24 protein-coding genes and 3 tRNA genes are annotated in these 26,764 nt (G+C 58.4%); 22 read left to right on the top strand and 5 right to left on the bottom strand.

From position 1 onward, the window contains the following. Positions 1-134: 134 nt before the first annotated feature. From ENGE1_RS09920 to ENGE1_RS09910, 3 genes are all read left to right on the top strand, one after another. Positions 135-210, top strand: a tRNA-Gly gene (locus ENGE1_RS09920). A gap of 23 nt (positions 211-233) precedes the next feature. Then, positions 234-309 (top strand) — tRNA-Gly (locus ENGE1_RS09915). 23 nt (positions 310-332) lie between these two features. Continuing rightward, positions 333-408: transfer RNA gene (locus ENGE1_RS09910), tRNA-Gly, on the top strand. A gap of 270 nt (positions 409-678) precedes the next feature. Here the strand turns inward: ENGE1_RS09910 and queG are convergent. Next, positions 679-1,818 carry a tRNA epoxyqueuosine(34) reductase QueG gene (queG, locus tag ENGE1_RS09905; RefSeq protein WP_048253494.1) on the bottom strand — a complete coding sequence of 380 codons (1,140 nt, stop codon included), beginning with the start codon at positions 1,816-1,818 and terminating at the stop codon, positions 679-681. On the opposite strand from queG, the gene nnr reads away from it, so the two are divergent. The 15 genes from nnr to ENGE1_RS09830 all read left to right on the top strand — a co-directional run bounded on the left by nnr (position 1,817) and on the right by ENGE1_RS09830 (position 19,446). Next, the gene (nnr, locus tag ENGE1_RS09900) at positions 1,817-3,343 is read left to right on the top strand and encodes a bifunctional ADP-dependent NAD(P)H-hydrate dehydratase/NAD(P)H-hydrate epimerase (protein WP_048273158.1); all 1,527 of its coding nucleotides are present in this window, start codon (positions 1,817-1,819) and stop codon (positions 3,341-3,343) included. The genes queG and nnr overlap by 2 nt on opposite strands. Further along, entirely contained in the window at positions 3,336-3,797 is a 462-nt protein-coding gene (gene tsaE / locus ENGE1_RS09895; RefSeq protein WP_043081842.1) for a tRNA (adenosine(37)-N6)-threonylcarbamoyltransferase complex ATPase subunit type 1 TsaE, read from the top strand. Before nnr ends, tsaE begins: the two co-directional genes overlap by 8 nt. A gap of 15 nt (positions 3,798-3,812) precedes the next feature. Beyond that, entirely contained in the window at positions 3,813-5,153 is a 1,341-nt protein-coding gene (gene amiB / locus ENGE1_RS09890; RefSeq protein WP_048253492.1) for an N-acetylmuramoyl-L-alanine amidase AmiB, read from the top strand. A 9-nt stretch (positions 5,154-5,162) separates the two neighbouring features. Next, positions 5,163-7,022: a DNA mismatch repair endonuclease MutL gene (mutL, locus tag ENGE1_RS09885; RefSeq protein WP_048253491.1), complete on the top strand. Its 1,860-nt coding sequence runs from the start codon at positions 5,163-5,165 to the stop codon at positions 7,020-7,022. After that, positions 7,015-7,965 carry a tRNA (adenosine(37)-N6)-dimethylallyltransferase MiaA gene (gene miaA, locus ENGE1_RS09880; protein ID WP_048253490.1) on the top strand — a complete coding sequence of 317 codons (951 nt, stop codon included), beginning with the start codon at positions 7,015-7,017 and terminating at the stop codon, positions 7,963-7,965. Before mutL ends, miaA begins: the two co-directional genes overlap by 8 nt. Before the next feature lie 129 nt (positions 7,966-8,094). Further along, positions 8,095-8,400, top strand: coding sequence for an RNA chaperone Hfq (gene hfq / locus ENGE1_RS09875; protein ID WP_043081847.1), 306 nt, complete (start codon positions 8,095-8,097; stop codon positions 8,398-8,400). 74 nt (positions 8,401-8,474) lie between these two features. Further along, positions 8,475-9,755, top strand: a complete 1,281-nt coding sequence (gene hflX / locus ENGE1_RS09870) for a ribosome rescue GTPase HflX (protein ID WP_043081849.1) — start codon at positions 8,475-8,477, stop codon at positions 9,753-9,755. A 64-nt stretch (positions 9,756-9,819) separates the two neighbouring features. Further along, positions 9,820-11,076 carry an FtsH protease activity modulator HflK gene (gene hflK, locus ENGE1_RS09865; protein WP_043081850.1) on the top strand — a complete coding sequence of 419 codons (1,257 nt, stop codon included), beginning with the start codon at positions 9,820-9,822 and terminating at the stop codon, positions 11,074-11,076. Positions 11,077-11,078: 2 nt separating this feature from the next. After that, positions 11,079-12,083, top strand: a complete 1,005-nt coding sequence (gene hflC / locus ENGE1_RS09860) for a protease modulator HflC (RefSeq protein WP_043081851.1) — start codon at positions 11,079-11,081, stop codon at positions 12,081-12,083. A 69-nt stretch (positions 12,084-12,152) separates the two neighbouring features. Next, a complete protein-coding gene (locus tag ENGE1_RS09855; protein WP_043081853.1) occupies positions 12,153-12,350 on the top strand; it encodes a DUF2065 domain-containing protein in 198 nt (65 codons plus the stop codon). Positions 12,351-12,453: 103 nt separating this feature from the next. Then, positions 12,454-13,752 carry an adenylosuccinate synthase gene (locus tag ENGE1_RS09850; RefSeq protein ID WP_043081855.1) on the top strand — a complete coding sequence of 433 codons (1,299 nt, stop codon included), beginning with the start codon at positions 12,454-12,456 and terminating at the stop codon, positions 13,750-13,752. A gap of 136 nt (positions 13,753-13,888) precedes the next feature. After that, positions 13,889-14,314, top strand: coding sequence for a nitric oxide-sensing transcriptional repressor NsrR (gene nsrR, locus ENGE1_RS09845; protein ID WP_043081857.1), 426 nt, complete (start codon positions 13,889-13,891; stop codon positions 14,312-14,314). 38 nt (positions 14,315-14,352) lie between these two features. After that, positions 14,353-16,842, top strand: coding sequence for a ribonuclease R (rnr, locus tag ENGE1_RS09840; protein WP_043081858.1), 2,490 nt, complete (start codon positions 14,353-14,355; stop codon positions 16,840-16,842). Positions 16,843-16,941: 99 nt separating this feature from the next. Next, on the top strand, positions 16,942-17,673 hold the full coding sequence (gene rlmB / locus ENGE1_RS09835) for a 23S rRNA (guanosine(2251)-2'-O)-methyltransferase RlmB (RefSeq protein WP_048253489.1): 732 nt from the start codon (positions 16,942-16,944) through the stop codon (positions 17,671-17,673). 150 nt (positions 17,674-17,823) lie between these two features. Then, a complete protein-coding gene (locus ENGE1_RS09830) occupies positions 17,824-19,446 on the top strand; it encodes an isovaleryl-CoA dehydrogenase (RefSeq protein ID WP_048253488.1) in 1,623 nt (540 codons plus the stop codon). A gap of 32 nt (positions 19,447-19,478) precedes the next feature. On the opposite strand, the gene ENGE1_RS09825 is transcribed toward ENGE1_RS09830, so the two are convergent. Further along, the gene (locus ENGE1_RS09825; RefSeq protein ID WP_086500090.1) at positions 19,479-19,748 is read right to left on the bottom strand and encodes a YdgH/BhsA/McbA family protein; all 270 of its coding nucleotides are present in this window, start codon (positions 19,746-19,748) and stop codon (positions 19,479-19,481) included. 131 nt (positions 19,749-19,879) lie between these two features. After that, entirely contained in the window at positions 19,880-20,188 is a 309-nt protein-coding gene (bsmA, locus tag ENGE1_RS09820; protein ID WP_048253487.1) for a biofilm peroxide resistance protein BsmA, read from the bottom strand. Between the two features lie 194 nt (positions 20,189-20,382). Between bsmA and yjfP the strand changes: the two genes are divergently transcribed. Next, positions 20,383-21,096 (top strand): esterase, encoded by a 714-nt coding sequence (yjfP, locus tag ENGE1_RS09815; RefSeq protein ID WP_048253486.1) that lies wholly within the window; start codon positions 20,383-20,385, stop codon positions 21,094-21,096. 39 nt (positions 21,097-21,135) lie between these two features. Here yjfP and ENGE1_RS09810 read toward each other — a convergent pair whose 3' ends face one another. After that, positions 21,136-21,651 carry a hypothetical protein gene (locus ENGE1_RS09810; protein ID WP_048253485.1) on the bottom strand — a complete coding sequence of 172 codons (516 nt, stop codon included), beginning with the start codon at positions 21,649-21,651 and terminating at the stop codon, positions 21,136-21,138. 1 nt (position 21,652) lies between these two features. After that, positions 21,653-22,459: a winged helix-turn-helix domain-containing protein gene (locus ENGE1_RS09805; protein ID WP_048253484.1), complete on the bottom strand. Its 807-nt coding sequence runs from the start codon at positions 22,457-22,459 to the stop codon at positions 21,653-21,655. Positions 22,460-23,049: 590 nt separating this feature from the next. On the opposite strand from ENGE1_RS09805, the gene ENGE1_RS09800 reads away from it, so the two are divergent. From ENGE1_RS09800 to ENGE1_RS09790, 3 genes are all read left to right on the top strand, one after another. Further along, on the top strand, positions 23,050-23,610 hold the full coding sequence (locus tag ENGE1_RS09800; RefSeq protein ID WP_043081866.1) for a fimbrial protein: 561 nt from the start codon (positions 23,050-23,052) through the stop codon (positions 23,608-23,610). Positions 23,611-23,673: 63 nt separating this feature from the next. Beyond that, positions 23,674-24,231: a fimbrial protein gene (locus ENGE1_RS09795; RefSeq protein WP_048253483.1), complete on the top strand. Its 558-nt coding sequence runs from the start codon at positions 23,674-23,676 to the stop codon at positions 24,229-24,231. A 40-nt stretch (positions 24,232-24,271) separates the two neighbouring features. Beyond that, positions 24,272-26,761, top strand: a complete 2,490-nt coding sequence (locus ENGE1_RS09790) for a fimbria/pilus outer membrane usher protein (protein ID WP_048253482.1) — start codon at positions 24,272-24,274, stop codon at positions 26,759-26,761. The last annotated feature ends 3 nt before the right edge of the window (positions 26,762-26,764 follow it).

Here is a 26,764-nt window from a genome sequence, read left to right as displayed (position 1 = left end):
TGCGGCGATTAAATCAGCATTCGAACGCAAAGGCGAAAAAATCACGCTGTCGGGGGTTGCAGAGGTTTCGAATTCTCGTATAATGCGCCTCCCGTAACGACGAGAAAACTTCTTCGTTGCGAGCAAATTTAATTGCGGGAATAGCTCAGTTGGTAGAGCACGACCTTGCCAAGGTCGGGGTCGCGAGTTCGAGTCTCGTTTCCCGCTCCAAAATTTGTCAGCGCCATACCCAAGCGGGAATAGCTCAGTTGGTAGAGCACGACCTTGCCAAGGTCGGGGTCGCGAGTTCGAGTCTCGTTTCCCGCTCCAAAATTTGTCAGCACCACACCCAAGCGGGAATAGCTCAGTTGGTAGAGCACGACCTTGCCAAGGTCGGGGTCGCGAGTTCGAGTCTCGTTTCCCGCTCCAAATCTTTAAGAAAACCTTCATTATCCACAGCGGAATTCTCCGTTGGGGACGTCTGTTTCTCCGCCGTACACACTCTTTTAAACAGACTTATCCACAGAATCTCCGAGCCGGGATAAATTCACCAAAACCTCAACTCTTGAATTATCTTTGTGTAAGTCAATGATAAATATATATTTATAATTATTCCGAAATGTTACGTCGATCGCTTGACGAATTTCTGCACCTTGAATTGCAATGTGTTTTTATTTTTATTCACAGCCTGTGAATGAATCAGGCATCCCTCGGCAGACCCTTCTCAATGACCCTGACCAGACGCTGTTTTTGCGGCAGCTGAACCTCCACGGCGCAGGCGTTTCGCTTATCAATCTGCTGCGCAATCGCCCACTCTATGTGTTCATCAAGAAGTGGGTGCTCACCTCGCCGGCTCGTTAGCGCCGCAAGATTCTCCTCCCGCCAGGGCGCATTGCCCAGTGCGACGGCGATATTGCGCAGCCAGCGCAGGTGGCCGATGCGGCGGATGGCGGAGCCTTCGGTCACCTTCAGAAAGTGCGCCTCGCTCCAGGCAAACAGCTCGGTCAGCGCCGGGGCGTGCAGCGCCTGGCGGGGACTGAAGTCCTCCTCGTCGGTCAGCTGCGAATAGCGATTCCACGGGCAGATCAGCTGGCAGTCGTCGCAGCCGTAGATACGGTTGCCGATCAGCGGGCGAAATGCTTCCGGAATAACCCCTTCCAGTTCGATCGTCAGGTAAGAGATGCAGCGGCGGGCGTCAACGGTATAGGGTTCGACAATGGCGCCGGTAGGGCAGATGGTCATGCAGGCCACGCAGCGCCCGCAGTTCTCCGCCTGCGGCTTATCGACGGGCAGGGGCAGGTCGATAAGCAGTTCGCCGAGGAAAAAGAAGGAGCCAGCGTCGCGGCTGAGGATAAGTGAGTGCTTACCTGTCCAGCCGAGCCCGGCTTTTTCCGCAATCGGCCGCTCAAGGATGGGCGCGGAGTCGACAAAAGGTCTAAAATTCAGCGGGGAACAGTGGGCCTGGATCTTCTCACCCAGCTTTTTTAGCCGGTTACGCAGCAGCTTGTGATAATCGCGCCCGAGCGCGTAGCGGCTGACGTAGCCGAGATCGGGATTTTTCAGGGTACGGGCGAAGGCGGCGTTAGCGGGGAGGTAATTCATTCGCACGCTGATCACCCGCAGCGTACCGGGCTGCAGCTCGTGGGGGCGGGCGCGCATCATGCCGTGGCGCGCCATCCACGTCATTTCGCCGTGGTATTGTTTATCCAGCCACGCCTGCAGCTTCGGCTCGGACGCGCTGAGGTCGGTATCGGTAATACCCACCTGCTGGAAGCCAAGCCCGGCGCCCCACTGTTTAATTTGCTGCGCTAACTGATTGAGATCGAGGAGCTGCGACATGACGGACCATACCATGAATAAAAACGCCGCGAGTATACCACACGCCGTCTGGTCTGCGGATGACCTGCGGCGCGGCGAAAAGGAGGCGGCGGACGCTCTCGGCATGACGCTCTACGAGCTGATGCTGCGCGCCGGAGACGCGGCGTTTACCCTGGCGCGCGGGCGCTATCCGGCGGCAGCGAGCTGGCTCATCCTCTGCGGTCACGGCAACAACGGCGGCGACGGCTACGTGGTGGCGCGGCTGGCGCAGGCGGCGGGCATCCGGGTAACCCTGCTGGCGCTGGAGAGTGATAAGCCGCTGCCTGAAGAGGCGGCGCAGGCCCGGGCGGCGTGGCTCGACGCCGGCGGCACCATTCACGCGCCGGACGTTCCCTGGCCGCCGGAGACCGACCTGATTATTGACGCTCTGCTCGGCACCGGCCTGAAGAGCGCCCCCCGCGAAGGCGCCGCCGCGCTGATTGCCCGGGCGAACGGCCACCCGGCGCCGACGGTGGCGCTGGATATTCCTTCTGGCCTGCTGGCCGATACCGGCGCTACGCCCGGCGCGGTGATGAATGCCGCCCACACCATTACCTTTATCGCCCTCAAGCCCGGCCTGCTCACCGGCAAAGCGCGCGACGTCGTCGGCGAGCTTCACCACCACGCGCTGGGCCTGGAGCGCTGGCTCGCCGCGCAGCCTGTCGCTATCCGGCGGCTGGATGCCGGGCTGCTGGCGGGCTGGCTGCCGCCCCGGCGGCCGACGTCGAATAAGGGCAATCACGGCCGGCTGGCGGTTATCGGCGGCGACCGCGGCACGGCGGGCGCTATCCGCATGACCGGCGAGGCGGCGCTGCGCGCGGGCGCCGGGCTGGTGCGGGTGCTGACCCGTGCGGAAAACATCGCGCCGATCATTACTGCCCGCCCGGAGCTGATGGTGCACGAGCTGACGGCCGACGCGCTGGACGAGGTGCTGGCGTGGGCCGACGTTATTGTTATTGGCCCCGGCCTGGGCCAGCAGGCGTGGGGTAAGCAGGCCCTGCGCAAAGTCGAAAATTTTCGCGGGCCGATGCTGTGGGACGCCGACGCGCTGAACCTGCTGGCGGGCGATCCCCACCGGCACAAGCATCGCATCATCACGCCGCACCCGGGCGAGGCCGCGCGCCTGCTCAACTGCGGCGTGGCGGACATTGAAGCCGATCGCATCCTTGCCGCGCGTCGTCTGGTAAAACGGTACGGCGGCGTCGCGGTGCTGAAGGGCGCGGGTACGGTTATCGCCAGCGAAGAGGGGGAACTTGCCATTGCCGATGTCGGTAACGCCGGGATGGCCAGCGGCGGCATGGGCGATGTGCTCTCCGGCATCATCGGCGCATTGCAAGGACAGCATCTGAACCCGTATGATGCAGCCTGCGCCGGCTGCGTCGCGCACGGCGCGGCGGCCGATCTTCTTGCCGCCCGCAGCGGCACGCGCGGTATGCTGGCGACCGATCTTTTTTTCACGCTGCAGCGTGTGGTTAACCCGGATGTGACTGACCTGAATCATGACTAATCAAGTTCTCTCTCTGCCTGACGAACAGGCCACTTTAGACTTCGGCAGGCGCATTGCCGGGGCCAGCGCGGGCGCAACCGTTATTTATCTCTACGGCGATCTCGGCGCCGGGAAGACCACCTTCAGCCGCGGCTTTCTGCAGGCGCTGGGCCATAAGGGCAACGTCAAAAGCCCTACCTATACGCTGGTTGAGCCCTACGCCCTCGATGGTCTGACGGTCTACCACTTCGATTTATACCGCCTGGCGGACCCCGAAGAGCTGGAGTTTATGGGCATCCGCGACTATTTCACCGATGATGCCATCTGCCTGGTGGAGTGGCCGCAGCAGGGGGCCGGCGTGCTGCCGGCGCCGGACGTTGAAATTCACATGCACTACCGGGACCAGGGCAGAGAGGCGCAGGTAGCGGCGCTCTCGGCGCGAGGTGAATCTTTACTGGCGCGGTTCGCCGGTTAATCTGAGGGATCGCGGATGATGTTTCGCGCTAAAAGTATGCTGGCCGCTTGCATGATGCTGTTTTGCCTGCAGGCGACGGCGGCGACGCTGTCGGATATTCAGGTATCGAACGGCGACAGGCAGGCCAGGATCACTTTCAGCTTTATGGGCGATCCTGAATACGCTTTCTCGCAGGAAGGAAAGCGCAGCGTGGTGCTGGACATCAAACAGACCGGCGTCATTCAGGGTCTGCCGCTCAACTTTAGCGGCGATAACCTGGTGCGCAGCATCCGCGCCGGTACGCCGAAAGACGCCCAGACTTTGCGGCTGGTGGTCGACCTGACCGCTAATGGCAAAACGCAGGCGGCGAAGCAGCGCAGCGGCGCCGCCTATACGGTGGTGTTCACCATCAATGCCGATGTCCCGCCGCCGCCTCCTCCTCCGGTGCCGGTGGTCGCCAGCCGGACGGTGCAGCCATCTGCAACTGCGCGCCCTTCTCAGCCGCCCAGAAACCCGTTTAAGGCGCAGAATGACAGGATCACCGCCGTGACCAGTACCGATACGGTAGCCCGTCCGGCAGCGCGGATGCGCAAGGCCGGCGCGGCGGACGGCAAAGTCATTATCGCCATTGACGCGGGCCACGGCGGCCAGGATCCGGGGGCCATCGGCGCGGGCGGCACCAAAGAGAAAAACGTGACTATTGCCATTGCCCGCAAGCTGCGCGCGCTGCTCAACGACGACCCGATGTTCACCCCGGTGCTGACCCGCACCGGCGACTACTTTATTTCGGTGATGGGCCGCTCGGACGTGGCGCGCAAGCAGAATGCCAACTTCCTGGTGTCGATCCACGCCGACGCCGCGCCGAACCGCGACGCCACCGGCGCGTCGGTGTGGGTACTCTCCAACCGTCGCGCCAACAGCGAAATGGCCGGCTGGCTTGAGCAGCACGAGAAGCAGTCCGAGCTGCTGGGCGGCGCGGGTGACGTGCTGGCCAACAGCCAGTCCGATCCCTACCTGAGCCAGGCGGTGCTGGATTTACAGTTCGGTCATTCCCAGCGCGTCGGGTATGATGTGGCGGTAGACGTGCTGAGCCAGCTCGGGCGCGTCGGCAACATTCACAAACGCCGCCCGGAGCACGCCAGCCTCGGCGTACTGCGTTCGCCGGATATTCCGTCGATCCTGGTGGAGACCGGCTTTATCAGCAATAGCGCCGAAGAGCGGCGGCTGGCAAGCGACAGCTACCAGCAGCAAATTGCCGAGGCCATTTACGGCGGCCTGCGCACCTATTTCGCAGCGCATCCGCTGCAGTCGGGCCCGCGCGGCGAAAGCGCGCAGACCGCCAGCGCGGCCAGTACGGGCGGATCATTACTTAATTAAGGAGTTTTCATGCCGATTCAGGTTTTGCCGCCCCAGCTTGCAAACCAGATTGCCGCGGGTGAGGTGGTAGAGCGCCCTGCGTCGGTAGTGAAAGAGCTGGTAGAGAACAGCCTCGATGCCGGGGCCACCCGCATCGACATCGATATTGAGCGCGGCGGCGCGAAGCTTATCCGCATTCGCGACAACGGCTGCGGCATCGGTAAAGAGGAGCTGGCGCTGGCGCTGGCCCGCCACGCTACCAGCAAAATTACCACCCTCGATGACCTCGAGGCGATTATCAGCCTCGGCTTTCGCGGCGAGGCGCTGGCCAGCATCAGCTCGGTTTCGCGGCTGACGCTGACCTCCCGCCCGGAAAGCCAGCAGGAGGCCTGGCAGGCCTACGCCGAAGGGCGCGATATGGACGTCACCGTCAGGCCCGCCGCGCATCCGGTAGGCACGACGCTGGAAGTGCTGGATCTGTTCTACAACACCCCGGCCCGGCGCAAGTTCATGCGCACCGAAAAAACCGAGTTTACCCACATCGATGAAGTGATCCGCCGCATCGCGCTGGCGCGCTTTGACGTCACCATTAACCTGAGCCACAACGGCAAGATGGTGCGCCAGTACCGGGCAGTAGCCGAGGGCGGGCAGAGAGAGCGCCGGCTCGGCGCCATCTGCGGCGCGGCGTTCGTTGAGCACGCGCTGGCGATCGAGTGGCAGCACGGCGATCTGGCCCTGCAGGGCTGGGTGGTCGATCCGCAGCAGAGCACGCCGCAGCTGGCGGAAGTGCAGTACTGCTACGTTAATGGCCGGATGATGCGCGACAGGCTGATCAATCACGCTATCCGCCAGGCCTGTGAAGAGAAGCTTGGCGCCGGCGAGCAGCCGCCGTTCGTTCTCTATCTGACCATCGATCCGCATCAGGTGGACGTTAACGTCCACCCGGCCAAGCACGAAGTGCGCTTCCACCAGTCGCGGCTGGTGCACGATTTTATCTATCAGGGCGTGCTCAGCGCGCTGCAGGAGCAGGGCGATGTGCCGCTGCCGCTGGCGGACGTGCATGACGCGCCCGAGCCGCGCCCGCTGCCGGAGAACCGCGCGGCGGCCGGGCGCAACCATTTTGCCGAACCCTCCGCCGCCCGCGAACCCGCCGCGCCGCGCTACGGCACTCCGTCGTCGGGCGGAGCCCGCCCGACGCAGCCTGCGAGCTGGCCCAACGCCCAGCCCGGCTATCAGAAGCAGCAGGGCGCGCTGTATAAAAAGCTGCTGCAAACGCCGCAACCGTCGGCGGAGCGTCCGGCCGCGAAGCCCGCGGCGGACGCGCTGGACGGGCACAGCAGCAGCTTTGGCCGCGTGCTGACCATTCTCCAGGGCGAGTTTGCCCTGCTGGAGCGCGAGGGCAGGCTGAATCTGCTGGCGCTGCCGGTGGCCGAACGCTGGCTGAGGCAGGCGCAGCTCTCTCCGGAGATAACGACGATTTGCGCCCAGCCGCTGCTGATCCCGCTGCGGCTGAAAATTACCGCCGACGAGCAGTCGGCGCTGCTCAAGGCTCTCCCTCAGTTGGGGGCACTGGGCATGGAAATCCAGTCAGAGGCGCAACATGTGACGGTAAGGGCCGTGCCTTTACCCTTGCGGCAACAAAATTTACAAATCTTGATTCCTGAACTGATAGGCTACCTGGCGCAACAGGCAAGCTGTGATACGGGCATACTTGCGCAGTGGCTCGCGCGCCACCTGGCAAGCGAACACCCGCAGTGGAATATGGCGCAGGCGATTACCATGCTCGCCGACGTTGAGCGTCTTTGTCCGCAGCTGCTGAAGGCACCGCCGGGCGGGCTATTACAACCTGTAGATGTCGCTTCGGCGATCGACGCGCTTAAAAATGAATGATGTAACAGAGGCGAGCCTGCCAAAGGCAATTTTTTTAATGGGGCCAACGGCCTCCGGTAAGACCGCGCTGGCCATTGCGCTGCGCAAAGTTTTGCCCGTAGAGTTGATTAGCGTGGATTCCGCCCTCATCTATCGGGGAATGGACATCGGCACCGCAAAGCCGGATGCGCAGGAGCTTGCCCTGGCACCGCACCGCCTTCTGGATATTCGCGACCCGGCGCAGGCCTACTCGGCGGCAGATTTTCGCCGCGATGCGCTGGCAGAAATGGCCGATATCGTCGCCGCGGGGCGTATTCCGCTGCTGGTGGGCGGAACCATGCTCTATTTTAAGGCCCTCCTTGAGGGGCTTTCGCCGCTGCCGTCGGCGGATCCGGAGGTCAGAGCCAGAATTGAGCAGCAGGCGGCAGAGCAGGGATGGAACGTTTTACATCAGCAACTTCGGGACATAGACCCCGTTGCCGCTGCGCGTATACATCCAAATGATCCGCAAAGACTTTCCCGGGCACTGGAAGTTTTTTTCATTTCGGGTAAAACTTTAACGGAACTGACGGAAACGTCAGGCGAGGCTTTGCCGTACAACGTGCATCAGTTCGCTATCGCTCCGGCGAGCCGTGAACTGCTTCACCAGCGCATTGAGCAGCGTTTTCATCAGATGTTGGCTTCAGGTTTTGAAGCAGAAGTGCGGGCGCTTTTTGCCCGTGGAGATTTGCATACGGATATGCCTTCCGTTCGTTGTGTGGGATACCGCCAGATGTGGTCATACATAGAGGGCGAAATCTCATATGATGAAATGGTTTATAGAGGTATTTGCGCCACGAGACAGCTGGCGAAGCGCCAAATAACCTGGTTGCGCGGTTGGGATGATGTTCACTGGCTAGAGAGTGAACAACCAGAACAGGCGTTCAACGAAGTGTTAAAGGTTGTTGGTGCGGGCCTAAGCTGAATGTGTAAAATTAGACCGTATCGTGCGCAATTTTCAGAATCGTAAGGTTCTAAGTACAAGCCTGAAGTTTAGGGGGAGGGCGACTCCCTTAAAACAATAGGTAAAACAAGCATATAAGGAAAAGAGAGAATGGCTAAGGGGCAATCTTTACAAGATCCGTTTCTGAACGCACTGCGTCGGGAACGTGTTCCGGTTTCTATTTATTTGGTGAATGGTATTAAGCTGCAAGGGCAGATTGAGTCTTTCGATCAGTTCGTTATCCTGTTGAAAAACACGGTTAGCCAGATGGTCTATAAGCACGCGATTTCGACTGTGGTGCCGTCCCGTCCGGTCTCTCATCACAGCAACAATGCGGGTGGCGGTTCCAGCAATTACCATCACGGCAGCAACGCGCAGTCCTCGTCTGCGTCGCAAGACAGTGAAGAAACCGAATAAGGTTACTGACTGTTTATTTTTAATCGGGGAGCCAGCTAGTTCGGTTCCCCGCTGACTTTTGTGAGGGTTTACGCTTGTTTGACCGTTATGATGCCGGTGAGCAGGCGGTGCTGGTACACATCTATTTTTCGCAAGACAAAGATATGGAAGACCTGCAGGAGTTTGAATCCCTGGTCTCTTCCGCCGGTGTCGAAGCAATGCAGGTGATTACCGGTAGCCGTAAAGCGCCGCACCCAAAATATTTTGTTGGTGAAGGTAAGGCTGTCGAAATTGCGGAAGCGGTTAAAGCGACGGGCGCCTCCGTTGTGCTATTTGACCACGCGCTCAGCCCGGCTCAGGAACGCAACCTTGAGCAGCTGTGCCAGTGTCGGGTCATCGATCGTACCGGTCTTATTTTAGACATTTTCGCCCAACGTGCGCGCACCCACGAGGGTAAGCTGCAGGTTGAGCTGGCGCAGCTGCGCCATCTGGCCACGCGCCTGGTGCGCGGCTGGACCCACCTTGAAAGGCAGAAGGGCGGGATTGGTTTGCGTGGTCCGGGTGAAACCCAGCTCGAAACCGACCGTCGCCTGCTGCGCAACCGCATTATGCAGATCCTCTCCCGACTGGAAAGGGTCGAAAAACAGCGCGAGCAGGGCCGTCGTTCACGTACGAAAGCCGATATTCCGACGGTGTCGCTGGTAGGCTATACCAACGCCGGGAAGTCCACGCTATTCAACCAAATTACCGAAGCGCAGGTTTACGCCGCCGACCAGCTGTTCGCTACGCTGGATCCGACGCTGCGCCGGATTAATGTCGCCGACGTAGGTGAAACCGTGCTGGCGGATACCGTCGGCTTTATTCGCCATCTGCCCCATGACCTGGTGGCGGCGTTTAAGGCGACGCTGCAGGAGACGCGGCAGGCAACGCTGCTGCTGCACGTGATTGATGCCGCGGACGTCCGCGTGCAGGAAAACATTGATGCAGTGAATGTTGTCCTCGATGAAATCGACGCCAGCGAGATCCCGATGCTGCTGGTGATGAACAAAATTGATGCGCTGGAGAATTTTGAGCCGCGTATCGACAGGGATGAAGAAAATAAGCCGATTCGCGTCTGGCTCTCCGCCCAGACCGGCATCGGAGTACCTCTGCTTTTTCAGGCGTTAACGGAGAGACTTTCCGGCGAGGTTGCCCAGCATACGCTGCGCCTGCCGCCGCAGGAAGGGCGTTTACGGAGCCGCTTTTATCAGCTTCAGGCGATAGAAAAAGAGTGGATGGAGGATGACGGCAGCGTCGGCCTTGAGGTTCGCATGCCGATCGTGGACTGGCGTCGTCTCTGTAAACAAGAACCCGCGCTGGAAGACTATCTCGTCTGACGGTGCAGCTGCCTGAAGAAATTAGCCTCATTTGGGGCACCCAAAACTAATATGGAGCATATACATGGCGTGGAATCAGCCCGGTAATAACGGACAGGACCGCGACCCGTGGGGAAGCAGCAATAATCAAGGCGGCAACTCTGGGGGAAATGGAAACAAAGGCGGACGCGATCAGGGGCCGCCGGATCTGGATGATATCTTTCGCAAGCTGAGCAAAAAGCTCGGCGGCTTTGGCGGCGGAAAGGGTGGCTCAGGCGGCGGCAGTTCCTCTCAGGGACCGCGGGCGCCCATCGGCGGCCGCGTGGTGGGCATTGCCGCAGCGGCGGTGGTGATTATCTGGGCCGCCAGCGGATTCTATACCATTAAAGAAGCCGAGCGCGGCGTTGTGACGCGCTTTGGTAAATTCAGCCACCTGGTGGAGCCGGGCCTGAACTGGAAGCCGACCTTTATTGACGACGTCACTGCGGTCAACGTTGAAGCGGTCCGCGAACTGGCGGCGTCCGGCGTGATGCTGACTTCCGATGAGAACGTGGTGCGCGTGGAGATGAACGTCCAGTATCGCATCACCGATCCGCAGAAGTATCTCTACAGCGTGACCAGCGCCGATGACAGCCTGCGTCAGGCCACCGACAGCGCCCTGCGCGGCGTTATCGGCAAATACACCATGGACCGCATTCTGACGGAAGGTCGTACCGTTATTCGTAGCGATACCCAGCGCGAGCTGGAAGAGACCATTCGTCCGTACAACATGGGCATTACCCTGCTGGACGTCAACTTCCAGGCCGCCCGTCCGCCGGAAGAGGTGAAGGCCGCCTTTGATGATGCGATTGCCGCCCGCGAAAACGAGCAGCAGTACATCCGCGAAGCTGAAGCCTACGCTAACGAAGTTCAGCCGCAGGCCAACGGTAAGGCGCAGCGCCTTCTGGAAGAGGCCCGCGCCTATAAGACTAAGACCGTGCTGGAAGCGCAGGGTGAAGTTTCCCGCTTTGCCCGTATTCTGCCGGAGTATAAGGCCGCGCCGCAGATCACCCGCGAGCGTCTTTATATCGAAACGATGGAGAAAGTGCTGAGTCATACCCGTAAAGTGCTGGTCAATGATAAAGGCGGTAACCTGATGGTGCTGCCGCTGGACCAGATGCTCAAGGGGAATGCCTCCGCCGTAAAGCAGAGCAGCAGCGAAAGCAGTGACCTGCTGCGCCTGCCGTCTTCGTCCGACGCAAGCAGCGACGCGCGCAGCCGCCAGTCGTCAAGCGACAGCAGTATTATGGACCAGCGCCGCGCTAACGCGCAGCGCAACGACTACCAGCGTCAGGGGGAATAACGATGCGTAAGTCAGTAATAGCGATAATTATCATCGTGCTGGTAGGGCTGTTTGCCTCTCTGTTCGTGGTAAAAGAGGGCGAGCGCGGGATAACCATGCGCTTTGGCAAGGTGGTGCGTGATGACGACAATAAGCCGCTGGTGTTTGAACCGGGCCTGCACTTTAAGATCCCGTTCATTGAGTCGGTGAAAACCCTGGATGCGCGCATCCAGACTATGGATAACCAGGCCGATCGCTTCGTCACCAAAGAGAAGAAAGACCTGATCGTCGACTCCTACATCAAGTGGCGGATCAGCGACTTCAGCCGCTACTACCTGGCCACCGGCGGCGGCGACGTCTCCCAGGCCGAAGTGCTGCTCAAGCGTAAGTTCTCTGACCGTCTGCGCTCTGAGATTGGTCGCCTGGACGTGAAGGATATCGTTACCGATTCCCGCGGCCGCCTGACCATTGAAGTGCGCGATGCCCTGAACACCGGCTCGTCCGGTGCGGATGATGAAGTGGCGACGCCTGCCGCCGATAATGCGATTGCCGAAGCGGCAGAGCGCGTGACGGCAGAAACCAACGGCAAAGTGCCGGTCATCAACCCGAACAGCATGGCGGCCCTGGGTATCGAAGTGGTTGACGTGCGTATCAAGCAGATCAACCTGCCGACCGAAGTGTCTGATGCTATCTTCAACCGCATGCGCGCCGAGCGTGAAGCGGTTGCCCGCCGCCACCGCTCGCAGGGTAAAGAAGAAGCTGAGAAACTGCGCGCCGCGGCAGACTATGAAGTGACCAAAACGCTGGCGGAAGCCGAGCGCCAGGGCCGCATCCTGCGCGGTGAAGGCGACGGTGAAGCGGCGAAGCTGTTTGCCGACGCCTTCAGCCAGGATCCTGACTTCTACGCCTTCATCCGCAGCCTGCGCGCTTACGAGAAGAGCTTCGAAGGCAACCAGGACGTGATGGTGTTGAGCCCGGACAGCGATTTCTTCCGCTACATGAAGACGCCGGGTAACGCAACGCGTTAATATCTGCGACTCTCAGACGTCGTTAAAACCACCGCGACCGCGGTGGTTTTCTTTTTCTCAGGATAATATATGAACACGACAATCTGGCTGGCGCTTGCGCTGGTGCTGGTACTTGAAGGGCTGGGGCCGATGCTCTATCCCCAGGCGTGGCGCAAAATGGTCGCGGCGCTCTCTAATCTGCCCGATTCGCTGCTGCGCCGCTTTGGCGGTGGTCTGGTGGTTGCCGGCGTCGTTATCTACTATATGTTGATGAAAACGATTGGCTGATCAAAAAGTGGTCGGATTTGGCGTATTTAAGGGTCAAAAAGTGCTGTACGCCAGAAAAAGCGATGGTAGAATCCATTTTTAAGCAAACGGTGATTTTGAAAAAATGGGTAACAACGTCGTCGTACTGGGCACCCAATGGGGTGACGAAGGGAAAGGGAAGATCGTCGATCTTCTGACCGAAAGGGCTAAATATGTTGTTCGCTACCAGGGCGGTCACAACGCAGGCCACACTCTCGTAATCAACGGTGAAAAAACCGTTCTCCATCTGATTCCATCAGGCATTCTCCGTGATAACGTCACCAGCATCATCGGTAACGGCGTTGTGCTGTCTCCGGCCGCGCTGATGAAAGAGATGAAAGAGCTGGAAGACCGTGGGATCCCGGTTCGCGAACGTCTGCTGCTCTCCGAAGCCTGCCCGCTGATTCTGGACTATCACGTGGCGTTGGACGTGGCGCGTGAAAAAGCGCGCGGCGCGAAGGCTATCGGCACCACCGGTCGCGGCATTGGCCCGGCCTATGAAGACAAAGTCGCCCGCCGCGGCCTGCGCGTCGGCGACCTGTTCGATAAAGAGACATTTGCCGCCAAGCTGAAAGAAGTGATGGAATATCACAACTTCCAGCTGGTGAATTTCTATAAAGTGGACGCGGTTGACTATCAGAAAGTGCTGGATGACGTGATGGCTATCGCCGACATCCTCACCGCCATGGTGGTTGACGTTTCCGACCTGCTGGACCAGGCGCGCAAGCGCGGCGACTTCGTGATGTTTGAAGGCGCGCAGGGCACGCTGCTGGATATCGACCACGGTACTTATCCGTACGTCACCTCCTCGAATACCACCGCAGGCGGCGTCGCCACCGGCTCCGGCCTCGGCCCGCGCTATGTAAACTACGTGCTGGGTATTATCAAGGCTTACTCCACCCGCGTGGGCGCCGGTCCGTTCCCGACCGAGTTGTTCGATGACACCGGCGAGTTCCTGTGCAAGCAGGGCAATGAGTATGGCGCTACCACCGGCCGCCGCCGCCGCACCGGCTGGCTGGACGCCGTAGCCGTGCGCCGCGCCGTGCAGATTAACTCTCTCTCCGGCTTCTGCCTGACCAAGCTGGACGTGCTGGACGGTCTGAAAGAGGTGAAAATCTGCGTCGGTTACCGCATGCCGGACGGCCGAGAAGTGACCACCACGCCGCTGGCTGCCGACAACTGGGAAGGCATTGAGCCGATTTACGAAACCATGCCGGGCTGGTCTGAGTCCACCTTTGGCGTGAAGGCGCGCAGCGGCCTGCCGCAGGCGGCGCTGAACTACATCAAGCGTATTGAAGAACTGACCGGGGTACCGATTGATATTATTTCAACCGGTCCGGACCGTACCGAAACCATGATCCTGCGCGATCCGTTCGACGCATAATCATGCCGGGGGCGCCGTCACGGCGTCCCCGTTCCCGCGTTTTTCCTTCCTGCTTTAAATTAATTCACCGCTCACTGTCCGGCTGGTTTATCATCAAAGGTAATAAGTTCCCCTTTTTCCCTGCTTTGAGGTTGATGTGCAGTTAACGAGTTTCACCGATTATGGTTTGCGGGCGCTCATCTATATGGCGTCGCTGCCGGCCGATCGGATGACCAGCATCTCTGAAGTTACCGACGTCTATGGCGTGTCGCGTAATCATATGGTCAAAATAATCAACCAGCTGAGTCGTGCAGGCTATGTTGACGCCGTGCGCGGGAAAAATGGCGGCATCCGGCTGGGAAAACCGGCCTCTGCCATTCGGATCGGAGACGTGGTTCGCGAGCTGGAGCCGCTATCGCTGGTTAACTGCAGCAGTGCGTTTTGTCATATAACGCCCGCCTGCCGCCTGAAGCAGGCGCTTTCTAAGGCCGTGAACAGTTTCCTCGAGGAACTGGATAACTATACGCTGGCCGATTTGGTTGAAGAGAATCAACCGCTTTATAAATTATTGCTGGTGGAGTGACGACTCACTTCACCAGAGCTGACAACGGAGGAACCGCGATGTCACAAGATCCATTCCAGCAGCGCGAAGCAGAAAAATACGCGAACCCTATCCCGAGCCGGGAATTTATCCTCGATTTTATCTCGAAGCGTGAAAAGCCCGTCAGCCGCGATGAGCTGGCGGTTGCGCTGAATATTGAGGGCGATGAGCAGCAGGAGGCTCTGCGCCGCCGCCTGCGCGCGATGGAGCGCGACGGGCAGCTGGTGTTTACCCGCCGCCAGTGCTACGCCTTGCCCGAACGCCTTGACCTTGTGAAGGGCATGGTTATCGGCCACCGCGACGGCTTCGGCTTCCTGCGCGTCGAGGGCCGTAAAGACGATCTTTATCTCTCCAGCGAGCAGATGAAGATGTGTATGCACGGCGACATGATCCTCGCCCAGCCTCTGGGCGCCGATCGCAAAGGCCGCCGCGAGGCGCGGGTGGTGCGCGTGCTGGAGCCGCGCACCGGCCAGATCGTCGGCCGCTACTTTACCGATGCCGGCGTCGGCTTCGTGGTGCCGGACGACAGCCGCCTGAGCTTCGATATCCTCATTCCGCCGGAGGCGGTAATGGGCGCGCGGATGGGCTTCGTGGTGGTGGTTGAGCTGACCCAGCGTCCGACCCGCCGCACCAAGGCTATCGGTAAAATCGTCGAGGTTCTCGGCGATAATATGGGCACCGGCATGGCCGTCGATATGGCCCTGCGCACCCACGAAATTCCCTATGTCTGGCCGCCGGCGGTCGAAAAGCAGGTCGCCGGGCTGAAAGAGCAGGTGCCGGAATCGGCGAAAGCGGGGCGCGTCGATCTGCGCAAGCTGCCGCTGGTCACCATTGATGGCGAAGACGCCCGCGACTTTGACGATGCCGTGTACTGCGAGAAAAAGCGCGGCGGCGGCTGGCGCCTGTGGGTGGCTATCGCCGACGTCAGCTATTATGTGCGTCCGGGAACGCCGCTTGACGCAGAGGCCCGCAGCCGCGGCACCTCGGTCTACTTCCCGTCTCAGGTGGTGCCGATGCTGCCGGAAGTGCTCTCCAACGGCCTCTGCTCCCTCAATCCGCAGGTTGACCGGCTGTGCATGGTCTGCGAAATGACCATTTCCGCCAAAGGCCGCCTTACCGGACACAAGTTCTATGAAGCGGTGATGAGCTCCCACGCCCGCCTGACCTACACCAAGGTGTGGCACATGCTGGAAGGCGACAAGGAGCTGCGCGAGCAGTACGCGCCGCTGGTTAAGCATATCGAAGAGCTGCACAACCTGTATAAAGTGCTGGACGGCGCCCGCGCCGAGCGCGGCGGCATCTCGTTTGAGACCGAAGAGGCGAAGTTTATCTTCAACGCCGAGCGCCGCATTGAGCGCATCGAGCAGACCCAGCGCAACGACGCCCATAAGCTTATCGAAGAGTGCATGATCCTCGCCAACATTTCGGCGGCCCGTTTCGTCGAGAAAGCCGAGGAGCCGGCGCTGTTCCGTATTCACGACAAGCCGAGCGACGATGCGATCACCGCCTTCCGCTCGGTGCTGGCGGAGCTGGGCCTGGAGCTGCCGGGGCGCGGCAAGCCGGAGCCGCGCGACTACGCCGAGCTGCTGACCTCCATCGCCGACCGCCCGGACCATGAGATGCTGCAGACCATGCTGCTGCGCTCGATGAAGCAGGCGGTTTACGATCCGGAGAACCGCGGCCACTTTGGCCTGGCGCTGCAGTCTTACGCCCACTTTACCTCGCCGATCCGCCGCTATCCCGACCTCTCCCTGCATCGCGCTATCAAATACCTGCTGGCGAAGGCGGAAGGGCATAAGGGCAACTCGACCGAGACCGGCGGCTGGCACTACAGCATGGAGGAGATGCTCCAGCTGGGCCAGCACTGCTCGATGACCGAGCGCCGCGCCGACGAAGCTACTCGCGACGTCGCCGACTGGCTCAAGTGCGACTTTATGCAGGATCAGGTGGGCAACGTCTTTAAAGGCGTCATCGCCAGCGTCACCGGCTTTGGCTTCTTCGTGCGTCTCGACGATCTGTTCATCGACGGTCTGGTGCACGTCTCCTCGCTGGACAACGACTACTACCGCTTCGACCAGGTTGGCCAGCGGCTGATCGGCGAGTCCGGCGGCCAGACCTATCGCCTCGGCGACCGCGTGGAGGTCCGCGTGGAGGCCGTCAACATGGACGAGCGTAAAATCGACTTCTCGCTGATCTCCAGCGAGCGCGCGCCGCGTAACGTCGGTAAAACCGCCCGCGAGAAAGCGAAGAAGGGCGCCGGTGCTAAACCCTCCGGCAGGCGCCGCCAGGCCGGGAAGAAGGTAAACTTCGAGCCGGACAGCGCCTTCCGCGGTGAAAAAGGCAAGAAACCGGCGAAGGCGAAAAATGCCGCTGGCGATAAAGCGCCGCAGCCGCCGAAGGCGAAAAAAGAGTCCGGCGGTAAAAAAGCCAAAAAGCCGTCGGAAAAAACGCTTAAAATCGCCGCCGCCACCAAAGCGAAGCGCGCGGCGAAGAAAAAGGCGGCAGAGTAATTTTGACCTTCACCTGAACCTGCCCGGGTTCTCCCTCTCCCCTTTGGGGAGGGGGCCGGGGTGAGGGGAGTCAGCGATTAACCATTTACGAGTACATCCATGAGTGAAATGATTTACGGCATCCACGCGGTGCAGGCCCTGCTGGAGCGCGCTCCCGAGCGCTTTCAGGAAGTGTTTATTCTGAAAGGCCGCGAGGATAAGCGGCTGCTGCCGCTGATCCACGCCCTCGAAGCCCAGGGCGTGGTGATCCAGCTGGCAAACCGCCAGTATCTTGATGAGAAGAGTGAAGGCGCCGTGCATCAGGGGATCATCGCCCGCGTCAAGCCGGGGCGGCAGTATCAGGAGAACGATCTGCCGGATTTGATCGCCACCCTCGATAACCCGTTCCTGCTGATCCTCGACGGCGTCACCGATCCGCACAACCTCGGCGCCTGCCTGCGCAGCGCCGATGCCGCCGGCGTGCACGCGGTGATCGTCCCCCGCGACCGCTCCGCCCAGCTCAACGCCACGGCGAAGAAAGTGGCCTGCGGCGCGGCAGAGAGCGTGCCGCTGATCCGCGTCACTAACCTGGCGCGCACCATGCGCCTGCTGCAGGAAGAGAACATCTGGATCGTCGGCACCGCCGGTGAAGCTGACCATACGCTCTACCAGAGCAAAATGACCGGCCGCATGGCGCTGGTGATGGGCGCGGAAGGCGAGGGTATGCGCCGCCTGACCCGCGAGCACTGCGATGAGCTTATCAGCATCCCGATGGCCGGCAGCGTCTCTTCTCTGAACGTCTCCGTGGCGACCGGTATCTGCCTGTTTGAAGCGGTGCGCCAGCGCGGCTAGATTTTTCTCCTCGGGGCTCTCCCTTCGCGAGAGCCCCGGTATTCCCCCTTTGCAACAGTGACCTCTCCCCCATTCCTCGCCCCGCGTGCGGGCAAAGCCAACCGTCCCCGGCCATACTTACCGCTCAGGCCAATAAGGAAAGGAGGCACCATGCCGTGGCAAACCCATACCGTATTCAACCAGCCCTCACCGCTCAGCAACAGCAATCTGTTCCTCTCTGATACCGCGCTGCGCGAGGCCGTCGCGCGCGAAGGCGCGGGCTGGGATCTCGATCTGCTGGCCAGCATCGGCCAGCAGCTGGGGACCGCCGAGTCGCTTGAGCTGGGGCGGCTCGCTAACGCCCATCCGCCCGAACTGCTGCGCTACGACGCCACCGGCGCCCGGCTGGACGACGTGCGCTTTCATCCCGCCTGGCACCTGCTGATGCAGGGGCTGTGCGCTAACCGGGTGCACAATCTCGCGTGGCAGGAGGAGGCGCGCAGCGGGGCATTCGTTGCCAGGGCCGCGCGCTTTGTGCTGCACGCCCAGGTGGAAGCCGGATCGCTGTGCCCCATAACCATGACCTCGGCGGCCACGCCGCTGCTGCAAAAGCACTTGCCTGCCCCCTTTGCCGACTGGCTGACGCCGCTGATGAGCGATCGCTATGACGCCCACCTGCAGCCGGGAAGCCAGAAGCGCGGCCTGCTTATCGGGATGGGAATGACCGAAAAGCAGGGCGGCTCAGACGTGCTCAGCAACACCACCCGGGCAAAGCGGGCCGAAGGCGGCCGCTATACGCTGGTGGGCCACAAATGGTTTTTCTCGGTGCCGCAAAGCGATGCCCATCTGATCCTGGCCCAGGCGCCCGGCGGCCTCTCCTGCTTTTTTGTGCCGCGCTTTTTGCCCGACGGGCAGCGCAACGGGGTGCGCCTGGAGCGGCTGAAGGATAAGCTCGGCAACCGGTCTAACGCCAGCGGCGAGGCGGAACTGCTGGACGCCAGCGGCTGGCTACTGGGCGAGGAGGGCGAGGGCGTGCGGCAGATCCTGCGGATGGGCGGCCTGACGCGCTTCGACTGCGCGCTGGGCAGCCACGGCCTGATGCGGCGGGCGCTGTCGGTGGCGCTGTACCACGCATATCAGCGGCAGGCATTTGGTAAAACGCTCATTGAGCAGCCGCTGATGCGCCAGCTACTGAGCCGGATGGCGCTGCGGCTGGAAGGGCAGAGCGCGGCGCTGTTCCGCCTGGCCAGGGCCTGGGACCGCCAGCACGTGCCGGAAGAGGCGCTGTGGGCCAGGCTGTTTACCCCCGCGGCGAAATACGCCGTCTGCCGGGCCGGGATCCCGTTTGTGGCCGAGGCAATGGAAGTCCTGGGCGGCATCGGCTACTGCGAGGAGAGCGAGCTGCCGCGCATTTATCGCGAGATGCCGGTGAACAGCATCTGGGAGGGCTCCGGCAATATCATGTGCCTGGACGTTTTGCGGGTACTGGCTAAACAGCCCGGGGTGGTGGATCTTCTGCAGTCAGAGTATCAGGCGGTAAAAGGGCTGGATCGTCATTTTGACAGGGCCTGGCGCCAGCTGCAGCAGCGGCTGCACAAACCGACGGAGGCGCTGGGGCGGGAGATCGCCCAGCAGCTCTGGCTCATCGGCAGCGGTACGCAGATCCTGCGCTACAGCTCGCCGCCGGTGGCTCAGGCCTGGTGTCGGATGATGCTGGACTCGCGCGGCGACGTTGTGCTGGATGCCCGCGTCCAGGATGAGGTGCTGCAGCGGGCGACGGGGGGAGAGAGATAACGGCGGGCGGGCGCGAAGGCCCGCTGCCGAACTCAGGCGTAGAGGATAGCCTGCACGCGCCAGTTGCCCGGAGGGGGATCTTCATACATGCGAATGATGCGATACCACGAGGCCCCCTGTTCATCGGCCTTCAGCGCCACCATGTGCTCAACGTCCTGCGGGCTGCCGGCAATATTATCCACGGAAATTAAGCCGATTTCGTTCAGGCCGGTGACGCAGTCGGCGCTGGCAAACTCAGCGGACTGGGCGGTGGTCGTTGCGGTTGAGAAAGCAAAGGCATATTTCATTGTCGTCAGCTCCATTCACGTAACCCAGGAAAGTGCCCGGGCAGTCCATTGCAGACGCTCATTCCTGACCAGGCATGAGCTCAATTGTGTATCGAGGAAATGTGAGCGGCTGAATAGCAGTGTAAAGCAGATTAAATAAGGTCTTATTATTTGCGATACATCACAGCCTGAGAGTACCACTGGCCGGGGATCACTGTTTCATCCACCAGGGTAATGACGTAATAGTCCGCACTGGCCGCCGCCGCTTTCGCTTTGATGGCCGCTTCGGCATCCGACGGGGCGCCGCGCACCAGCACGCTGACGGAGCCTATTTTCTGCAGGCCCTGCGTCTGGTTGCGCCGTATCTCCTGCGGTTTGTCCGTCAGGGGCGGCGGCGGCTCCGGTGTACCTTCCAGTACGGTGCATCCACACAGCAGTAAAGCCAGTATCAGCGGTATTCTTTGTCGCATTACCATCTCTCGTTTCCTGATAAGGTCAGTGTAGCGGCCAATACATTTGCCTTGAGGGGAATGTTCCCAAATTGTTATCCTGAACGCGAAATTAATACGAAAACACTACAAAAATGCAACTGCAATCCCAACATTAGCAATTCAAATGGACAGCGTGAAGCGGCATTATCTCAGAACCGCAACGTTACAGGAGAAGGATAATGATTGAACTGGCGTGTCGTGAACTTAACGGCAGTGAGGCGCTGATCGCCTGGCCGCGCGGCGCGGCCGCACGGCCGCTGCCCTGCGTGGTGTTCTACCACGGCTTTACGTCATCGAAGGTCGTTTATAGCTATTTTGCCGTCGCGCTGGCCGGGGCCGGATTTCGGGTGATTATGCCGGATGCCCCCGATCACGGCAGCCGCTTTTCAGGGGATGCGCAACAGAGAATGCAGCGCTTCTGGCCGATTCTCGTTAATAGCCTTCACGAGTTTCCCGCCCTGCGACGCGCCATTATTGACGAGGGCTGGCTGCTGGATGAACGGCTGGGCGTCGGCGGCGCCTCAATGGGCGCCATGACGGCGCTGGGGCTGATGACCAGGCATGCGGAAATTAAGTGCGTCGCCAGCCTGATGGGATCCGGCTATCTGTCGACGCTTTCACAGACGCTGTTTCCCTCCCCGCAGATGCCCGGCGATCTGGGCGAGTGGGATGTCGGCCATCAGCTTGCGGCGCTGGCGAACCGCAAGCTGCTACTGTGGCACGGCGAGGAGGATGACGTGGTGCCTGCCGCCGAATCGTTCAGGTTGCAGCAGGCGCTGGCGGAGCTGGGCTGGGATGCTAACCTGACCAGCCGCTGGCAAGCCGGCGTCAGGCACAGAATAACGCCGGAGGCGCTTGACGAAACGGTACGCTTTTTCAGGCAGCATCTGTAATCCCGGCCCCGAAGAGGGGCGGGAGCCTTTGCCCCTCACTCAATCAATATTGTTAATTACGCAGGCAAATACCGGAGAGAAGTTGTCGCCGACGATCACCGTCCTTTCATCAATACGTTTGATGATATTGATTTTATCAAAGTCGCGATAGGCATCGAAGAAAATATAATCAAATTTATCCGGTGAGTTATCATCCGGCTTTTTTTCGTGGCCGATAAATCTGGAGATGAAAGCGCCTTTGTTACGGTTTGCAGGAACGGTATAGCTGAATAACAGTCTTCGGTTAACAATATCTTCCTCAGTGCCGAATGTGAGCTTACCTTTGACGGAGAGAGACATTTTATCTTCCTGGAAGCTGGTGAGTGTCGTAATGCCATTAAAAAGCCATTGCTTCTCATCAATGTCGATCAGGGACTCAATCTCTGAGGTACAGGAGAAATCGATATTATTAGCATGGCTTCTGAACGTTATAAATCGAACGGTGATGGTTGCCAGCGCTACGCTGATGATGATTGTTGCCAGGAGCAATGTATTTATGTTTTTATTCTCTGCCATGTTATTTTTCATGATAATGATATTTCGAAAGACAGTGGTAATAACCCATGTTATAACCACATTCAGCACTGAACTTCCAGTTGATAAGTTGATAACTACTTTGCCAGATATTTATATAGATATCTTTTTGGGTGGAGCAATCTGGTTTATTTTCCATGGATTGAAAAATATCCAGTGATTTTTTCTCTGTGAAACTGTCTGTTTTCACATTACCCATGATATGAATTTTACACTGTTGCCAGCTGGTGGTGGACAGAATGGATATTTCCCCCATCGGCAGCGGGCCTGGGTGTTCGGTTAACCAGCAGCTTACCGCGACCGCCAAAGCAGAGAGTACCATGGCCACGATAATCGCTCCCTTGCTTATTATCTTAGCCAATTTTTCTGGTGATGTAGCGGGCGTGACGCCGGCTTTATCTGATTCTGCTTCTGTTTCCTGTTCCCGATACAGATTGAAAACGATGTTGTTTTCCACGATGTTAAACCCAACGCGTGGCGTTGTAACAATGATTTCTGCTGAATGCTCGATCGTTGTTATCGCTTTGCGGATGGAGGAAATATGCTGGTTCAGATTAGCATCCGTAGCACGAGCACCGTTACGTTGAAAAACATTTAGCAGAATATTATCGCGTGTTGATATTTCTTTACCATTTTGTAACAAGTAGAGAAAAAGCTGGCAGGCGATGTTATTGAGCGAGGCGCTTTTACCACTTTTTATATCCTGAAGTATATTTTTATTCGGTCTGAAAATGATGTTGTCACCAATGATTACCGATTTGATATTGTCTATTGGAATGTGAGAAAGCACATGCGTTTCCTTTATGCCTTAAATCCATGAACACTCTATATCATAAGTTTAAAAGTCACGCTGATCATGTGACGGCTTAACCTGCACTAATGAGTATGCAGCATTTTGACGATGATTATCATAACATCTGCTGTCTTTTACCTCACTGAGACTATTTATGGAAGTGAAATTATTCAGATGTTTCATATATGAACAGGTGACCTTTTTTGTTCCTCGAGTTAATTCTAAATAAAATTCATCATGGTAGTTAAAAAATCTATAAAACAAATAAATTGTAGTCGCTTATACCATTTACTTCGTTTAATTAATCATGAATCAGAGCTATTAGCTAAAATATGGAGTGCTATTTAGAATGTTCAACTGAATTTTTCAGGTCCGTGATTTACGGTTGTATACCATTAAAACTTAAGTAACATAAGCTACCGATGCAGTGCGGAAGAGTGTTGCTGATATAAGGCTATCGATTTAGTAACATAAGTTCTGAATGCAATAAGTGGCATGCTTGCGGATAAATACCATGGCAGGATTACTTACGTACAATGCTTCAGAGGCACTGTTGATATCAACCAAATAATCAGGTTTAAACAACTATGAAAATGAAGAAAATCGCTGCCGCGTGTTTAGCGATCGCCGGTATGACTTTTGTTTCTGCTTTTGCTAATGCGGATGAGGATGGTACGCCATCAACGTTAACTCCTACCAATGGTAAAATTGAATTTACCGGTTCTCTGGTCAGCTCTGCCTGCGGCCTTGCCCCGGAGTCCAGCCCGGTAAAAGTTAATTTTGGTGAAATTCCAACGTCCCAGCTGCAGGCTTCCGATCGCGTAGGCTCCCAGCACGCGAAAATAGTTCTCCAGGGCTGCGATGCCACAATTGCAAAATCAGCAACAGTCACTTATACCCCATCAACGACTGATACGACAATGAAGACTCTGGCCGCCATCGTTTCTGACACCGCCCGCGGTGTAGGTATTGGTCTTGTAGATAGCGGTAATCAGGATGTGACCTGGGGCGAAAAAACCTCACCGGTGCAGGTCACGGAAGGTAATACCAATATCGACTTTGTTGCTTATCTGCAAAATGATACCAGCGGTGAAGTTAAACCGGGTGCCTTCACCTCAACGATCAATTTCCAGATTGATTATCAGTAATGCTGTACGGCAGGCGGTTTTTCGCCTGCCCGTTCTTCTGAAGTATTAACAGGACGCCCGGTAATGTTCGAATGGCGAGTTTTGCTGCTGCTATTTTTTGCTCCGTTATTCTCTTTCAAGGCCAGTGCTGATAAATCGGTGACCACGCCCGGGAAGGTGCATATGAGCGGAGAACTTATTGAGGCGGCCTGTTATGTCGATCCTGATGACCAGTCAATACTGGTGGAATTTAACGATATCTCGGCGAGAGAAATTACCCAAAGTCGGGATAAGGTTTCTGCACATAATTTCAGTATTCATTTACTCGGCTGCTCATTAGGCGACTCTGCAAACCCTGATAAGGTTTTTCACAGCACATCCATTACTTTCTCCGGGGATGTTGCCAGCAATAATAAAAACCTCCTGAGCGTCCAGGCAAAAGATAATCAGGAAGAAGATTTGGCCATTGAAATCTTCGATCGCAATGGAAATCTGCTTGAGCTGGGTAAACCCTCCCCTGATTACGTTTTAAACTCCGGGACAAATACCCTGCACTTCACCGCATGGCTTGTTTCGACGGGAAGCGGAATTAAAACCGGGGATTTTAACGCGGCGGTTCACTTTGTGGTGAATTATCTCTGAGCTGCGCTGGCCGCAGCGGAGTTAAGGTTAGCTAACGATAATGAAAGCGCTAAAAATTAATAAAAATAAACTGGCGATACTCATATCTCTTGCCTGCGCAACCTTTCACGTTGCCGCCGATGATGCCGTTGAGTTTAATACCGACGTGCTCGACGCCAGCGACAGACAAAACGTCGACTTACAGCGTTTTTCCGAAGGCAACTTTGTCGCCCCCGGGACCTACTTGCTGGATGTCCGCATTAACGGCCAGGAGATCCCGCAGCAGCAAATTACCTACATTGCCGATCCGCAAAATGCACATAAGACCCTGGTTTGCTTTACGCCGCAGCAGCTCGCGCTGCTGGCGCTCAAGGATGAAGTTCAGCCGCATATCCGCACGATTGCTCCCGATTGCCTTGATATCTCCGGTATTGACGGCATCCGCTTCAGCAACGCCGCAGGGGTGCTGGATATCACTATCCCCCAGGCGTGGATGAAATACTCCGACCCGGACTGGACGCCGCCAGAGCGCTGGGACAACGGCGTCAACGGGGCCATTTTTGACTACAACCTTTCCGGCCAGGCGACCCACTATCTTAAAGAGGGTGGCCACTATCAAACCTTATCCGGATACGGCCAAACGGGGTTTAACGTCGGCGCGTGGCGCTTTCGCAGCCAGTATCAGATGAACTACGGCTCCGGCGGTCAGAGCGCGCGTTTCGATTGGGATCAGTTTTACGCCTATCGCCCGCTGCCGATGCACGAAGCCAAACTCACGGTTGGCGAAATTTATCTCGATTCCCAGGTGTTTGACTCTGTTCGCTTCACCGGCGTCAACCTTGCCAGCGATGAGCGTATGCTGCCGCCCAGCCTGCAGGGATATGCCCCGCAGGTTCACGGTATCGCCAAAAGTAACGCCAAAGTGACCATCAGCCAGCAGGGGAGGGTCATCTATCAGACGACCGTTCCGGCCGGGCCGTTCAATATCGAAGATTTGCGCAGTTCGGTCCGCGGTCAGCTCGATGTGCGCGTTGAAGAGCAGGACGGCAGCGTGCAGACCTTTCAGGTCAGCACGGCCGATATTCCCTATCTGACGCGTCCCGGCTACGTTCGCTACAACAATGCGTTCGGTCGGCCCTCCCGCTACAGCCACGATATTGAAGGCCCGGCGTTCTACAGCGGCGATTTCTCCTGGGGGATCAGCAACGCCTGGTCTCTGTACGGCGGGGCATTTATTGCCGGTAACCGCTATAACGCAGGATCGCTCGGCGTCGGTCGCGATTTAAGCTGGTTTGGCGCCGTGTCAGCGGACGTCACCCAGACGATGAGCCGGGTAAAAGATGAATCCCGGCAGCAGGGGCGCTCCTTTAAGCTCAGCTATGCCAAGACCTTCGATGATTACCACAGCACGATAAGCTTTGCCGGCTACCGCTTTTCGCAGCGCAGCTACCGGACCTTTGCCCAGTTTCTTGAAGAGCAGTACGACAATGATGATAGCGACGGCCGCGAACGGCAGATGTATACCGTTGCGGCGAATAAAACGTTCTTTGCCGACGAACCGCGGCTTGCCACGACGCTCTATCTGACGTTCACCCACCAGAATTACTGGGACCAGCAGTCTCAGAACCGCTACGGGCTCTCCGTCGGCCACAGCTTCACCGTGGCCGGGATCAGCGGCATCAGCACTAACCTTGCCGCCTATCGCTCAGAGTACCAGGGCAGCACTGACGACAGCGTTTCGCTCTCTGTTTCTATTCCGTGGGGCGACGGCCGCTCCGTGGAATATCAGATGCAGAACAACGGCGACCGCACCAGCCAGATGGCCTCCTACTCCGATAACCGTGACAGCAATAACAGCTGGCGCCTGCGCGCCGGTGCGTCTGAAGAAGGGCACGGCGCGTTTGATGGCTATTACAAACACCGCAGCTCGATGGCTGAACTGGAATCCAACGTCAACTGGGAGCAGGAGCGCTACGTATCGGTTGGCGGCACCGTGCGCGGCGGCTTTACCGCCACGCGTCACGGCGCCGCGCTGCACAACAGCCAGGCGTCAATGAATACCGCCAGGGTGATGGTGGATACCGACGGCGTCGCGGACGTACCGCTCAACGGCCAGCTGGCGCACTCCAACCGCTTCGGCATTGCGGTCGTCCCCGACATCGTGAGCTACCACAGTTTTGATACCCGCATTGACGTCGATGCAATGGATGAAGACATCGCCGCCACGAAGGCTATCGCTACCAGCACGCTGACGGAAGGCGCTATCGGCTATCAGCATTTCGCGGTCGCCCGCGGCGGAAAAATGATGGTCCTGCTGAGGATGGGTAACGGCAGCGTACCGCCGTTCGGTTCTGAAGTCCTCAACAGCAGCGGCGTGAACGTGGGCATGGTGATGGACGACGGTGAAGCCTGGCTGGAGGGCGTTAAGCCTGAGGAAATGCTTTCCCTCTCCTGGAACGGGAGCCGGCAGTGCCAGGTGCGGACGCCGAAAACAGTTAACACGCAGGGCAAAGTTCTGCTGCCCTGCCAGCCACTACCACAAACTAAATGAATA

The sequence above is a fragment of the Pluralibacter gergoviae ATCC 33028 = NBRC 105706 genome, assembly GCF_001598855.1.
Classification (GTDB): Bacteria; Pseudomonadota; Gammaproteobacteria; order Enterobacterales; family Enterobacteriaceae; genus Pluralibacter; species Pluralibacter gergoviae.
The sequence above is the reverse complement of the archived record's forward strand: the minus strand, read 5'-3'. Positions and strand labels throughout refer to the sequence as shown.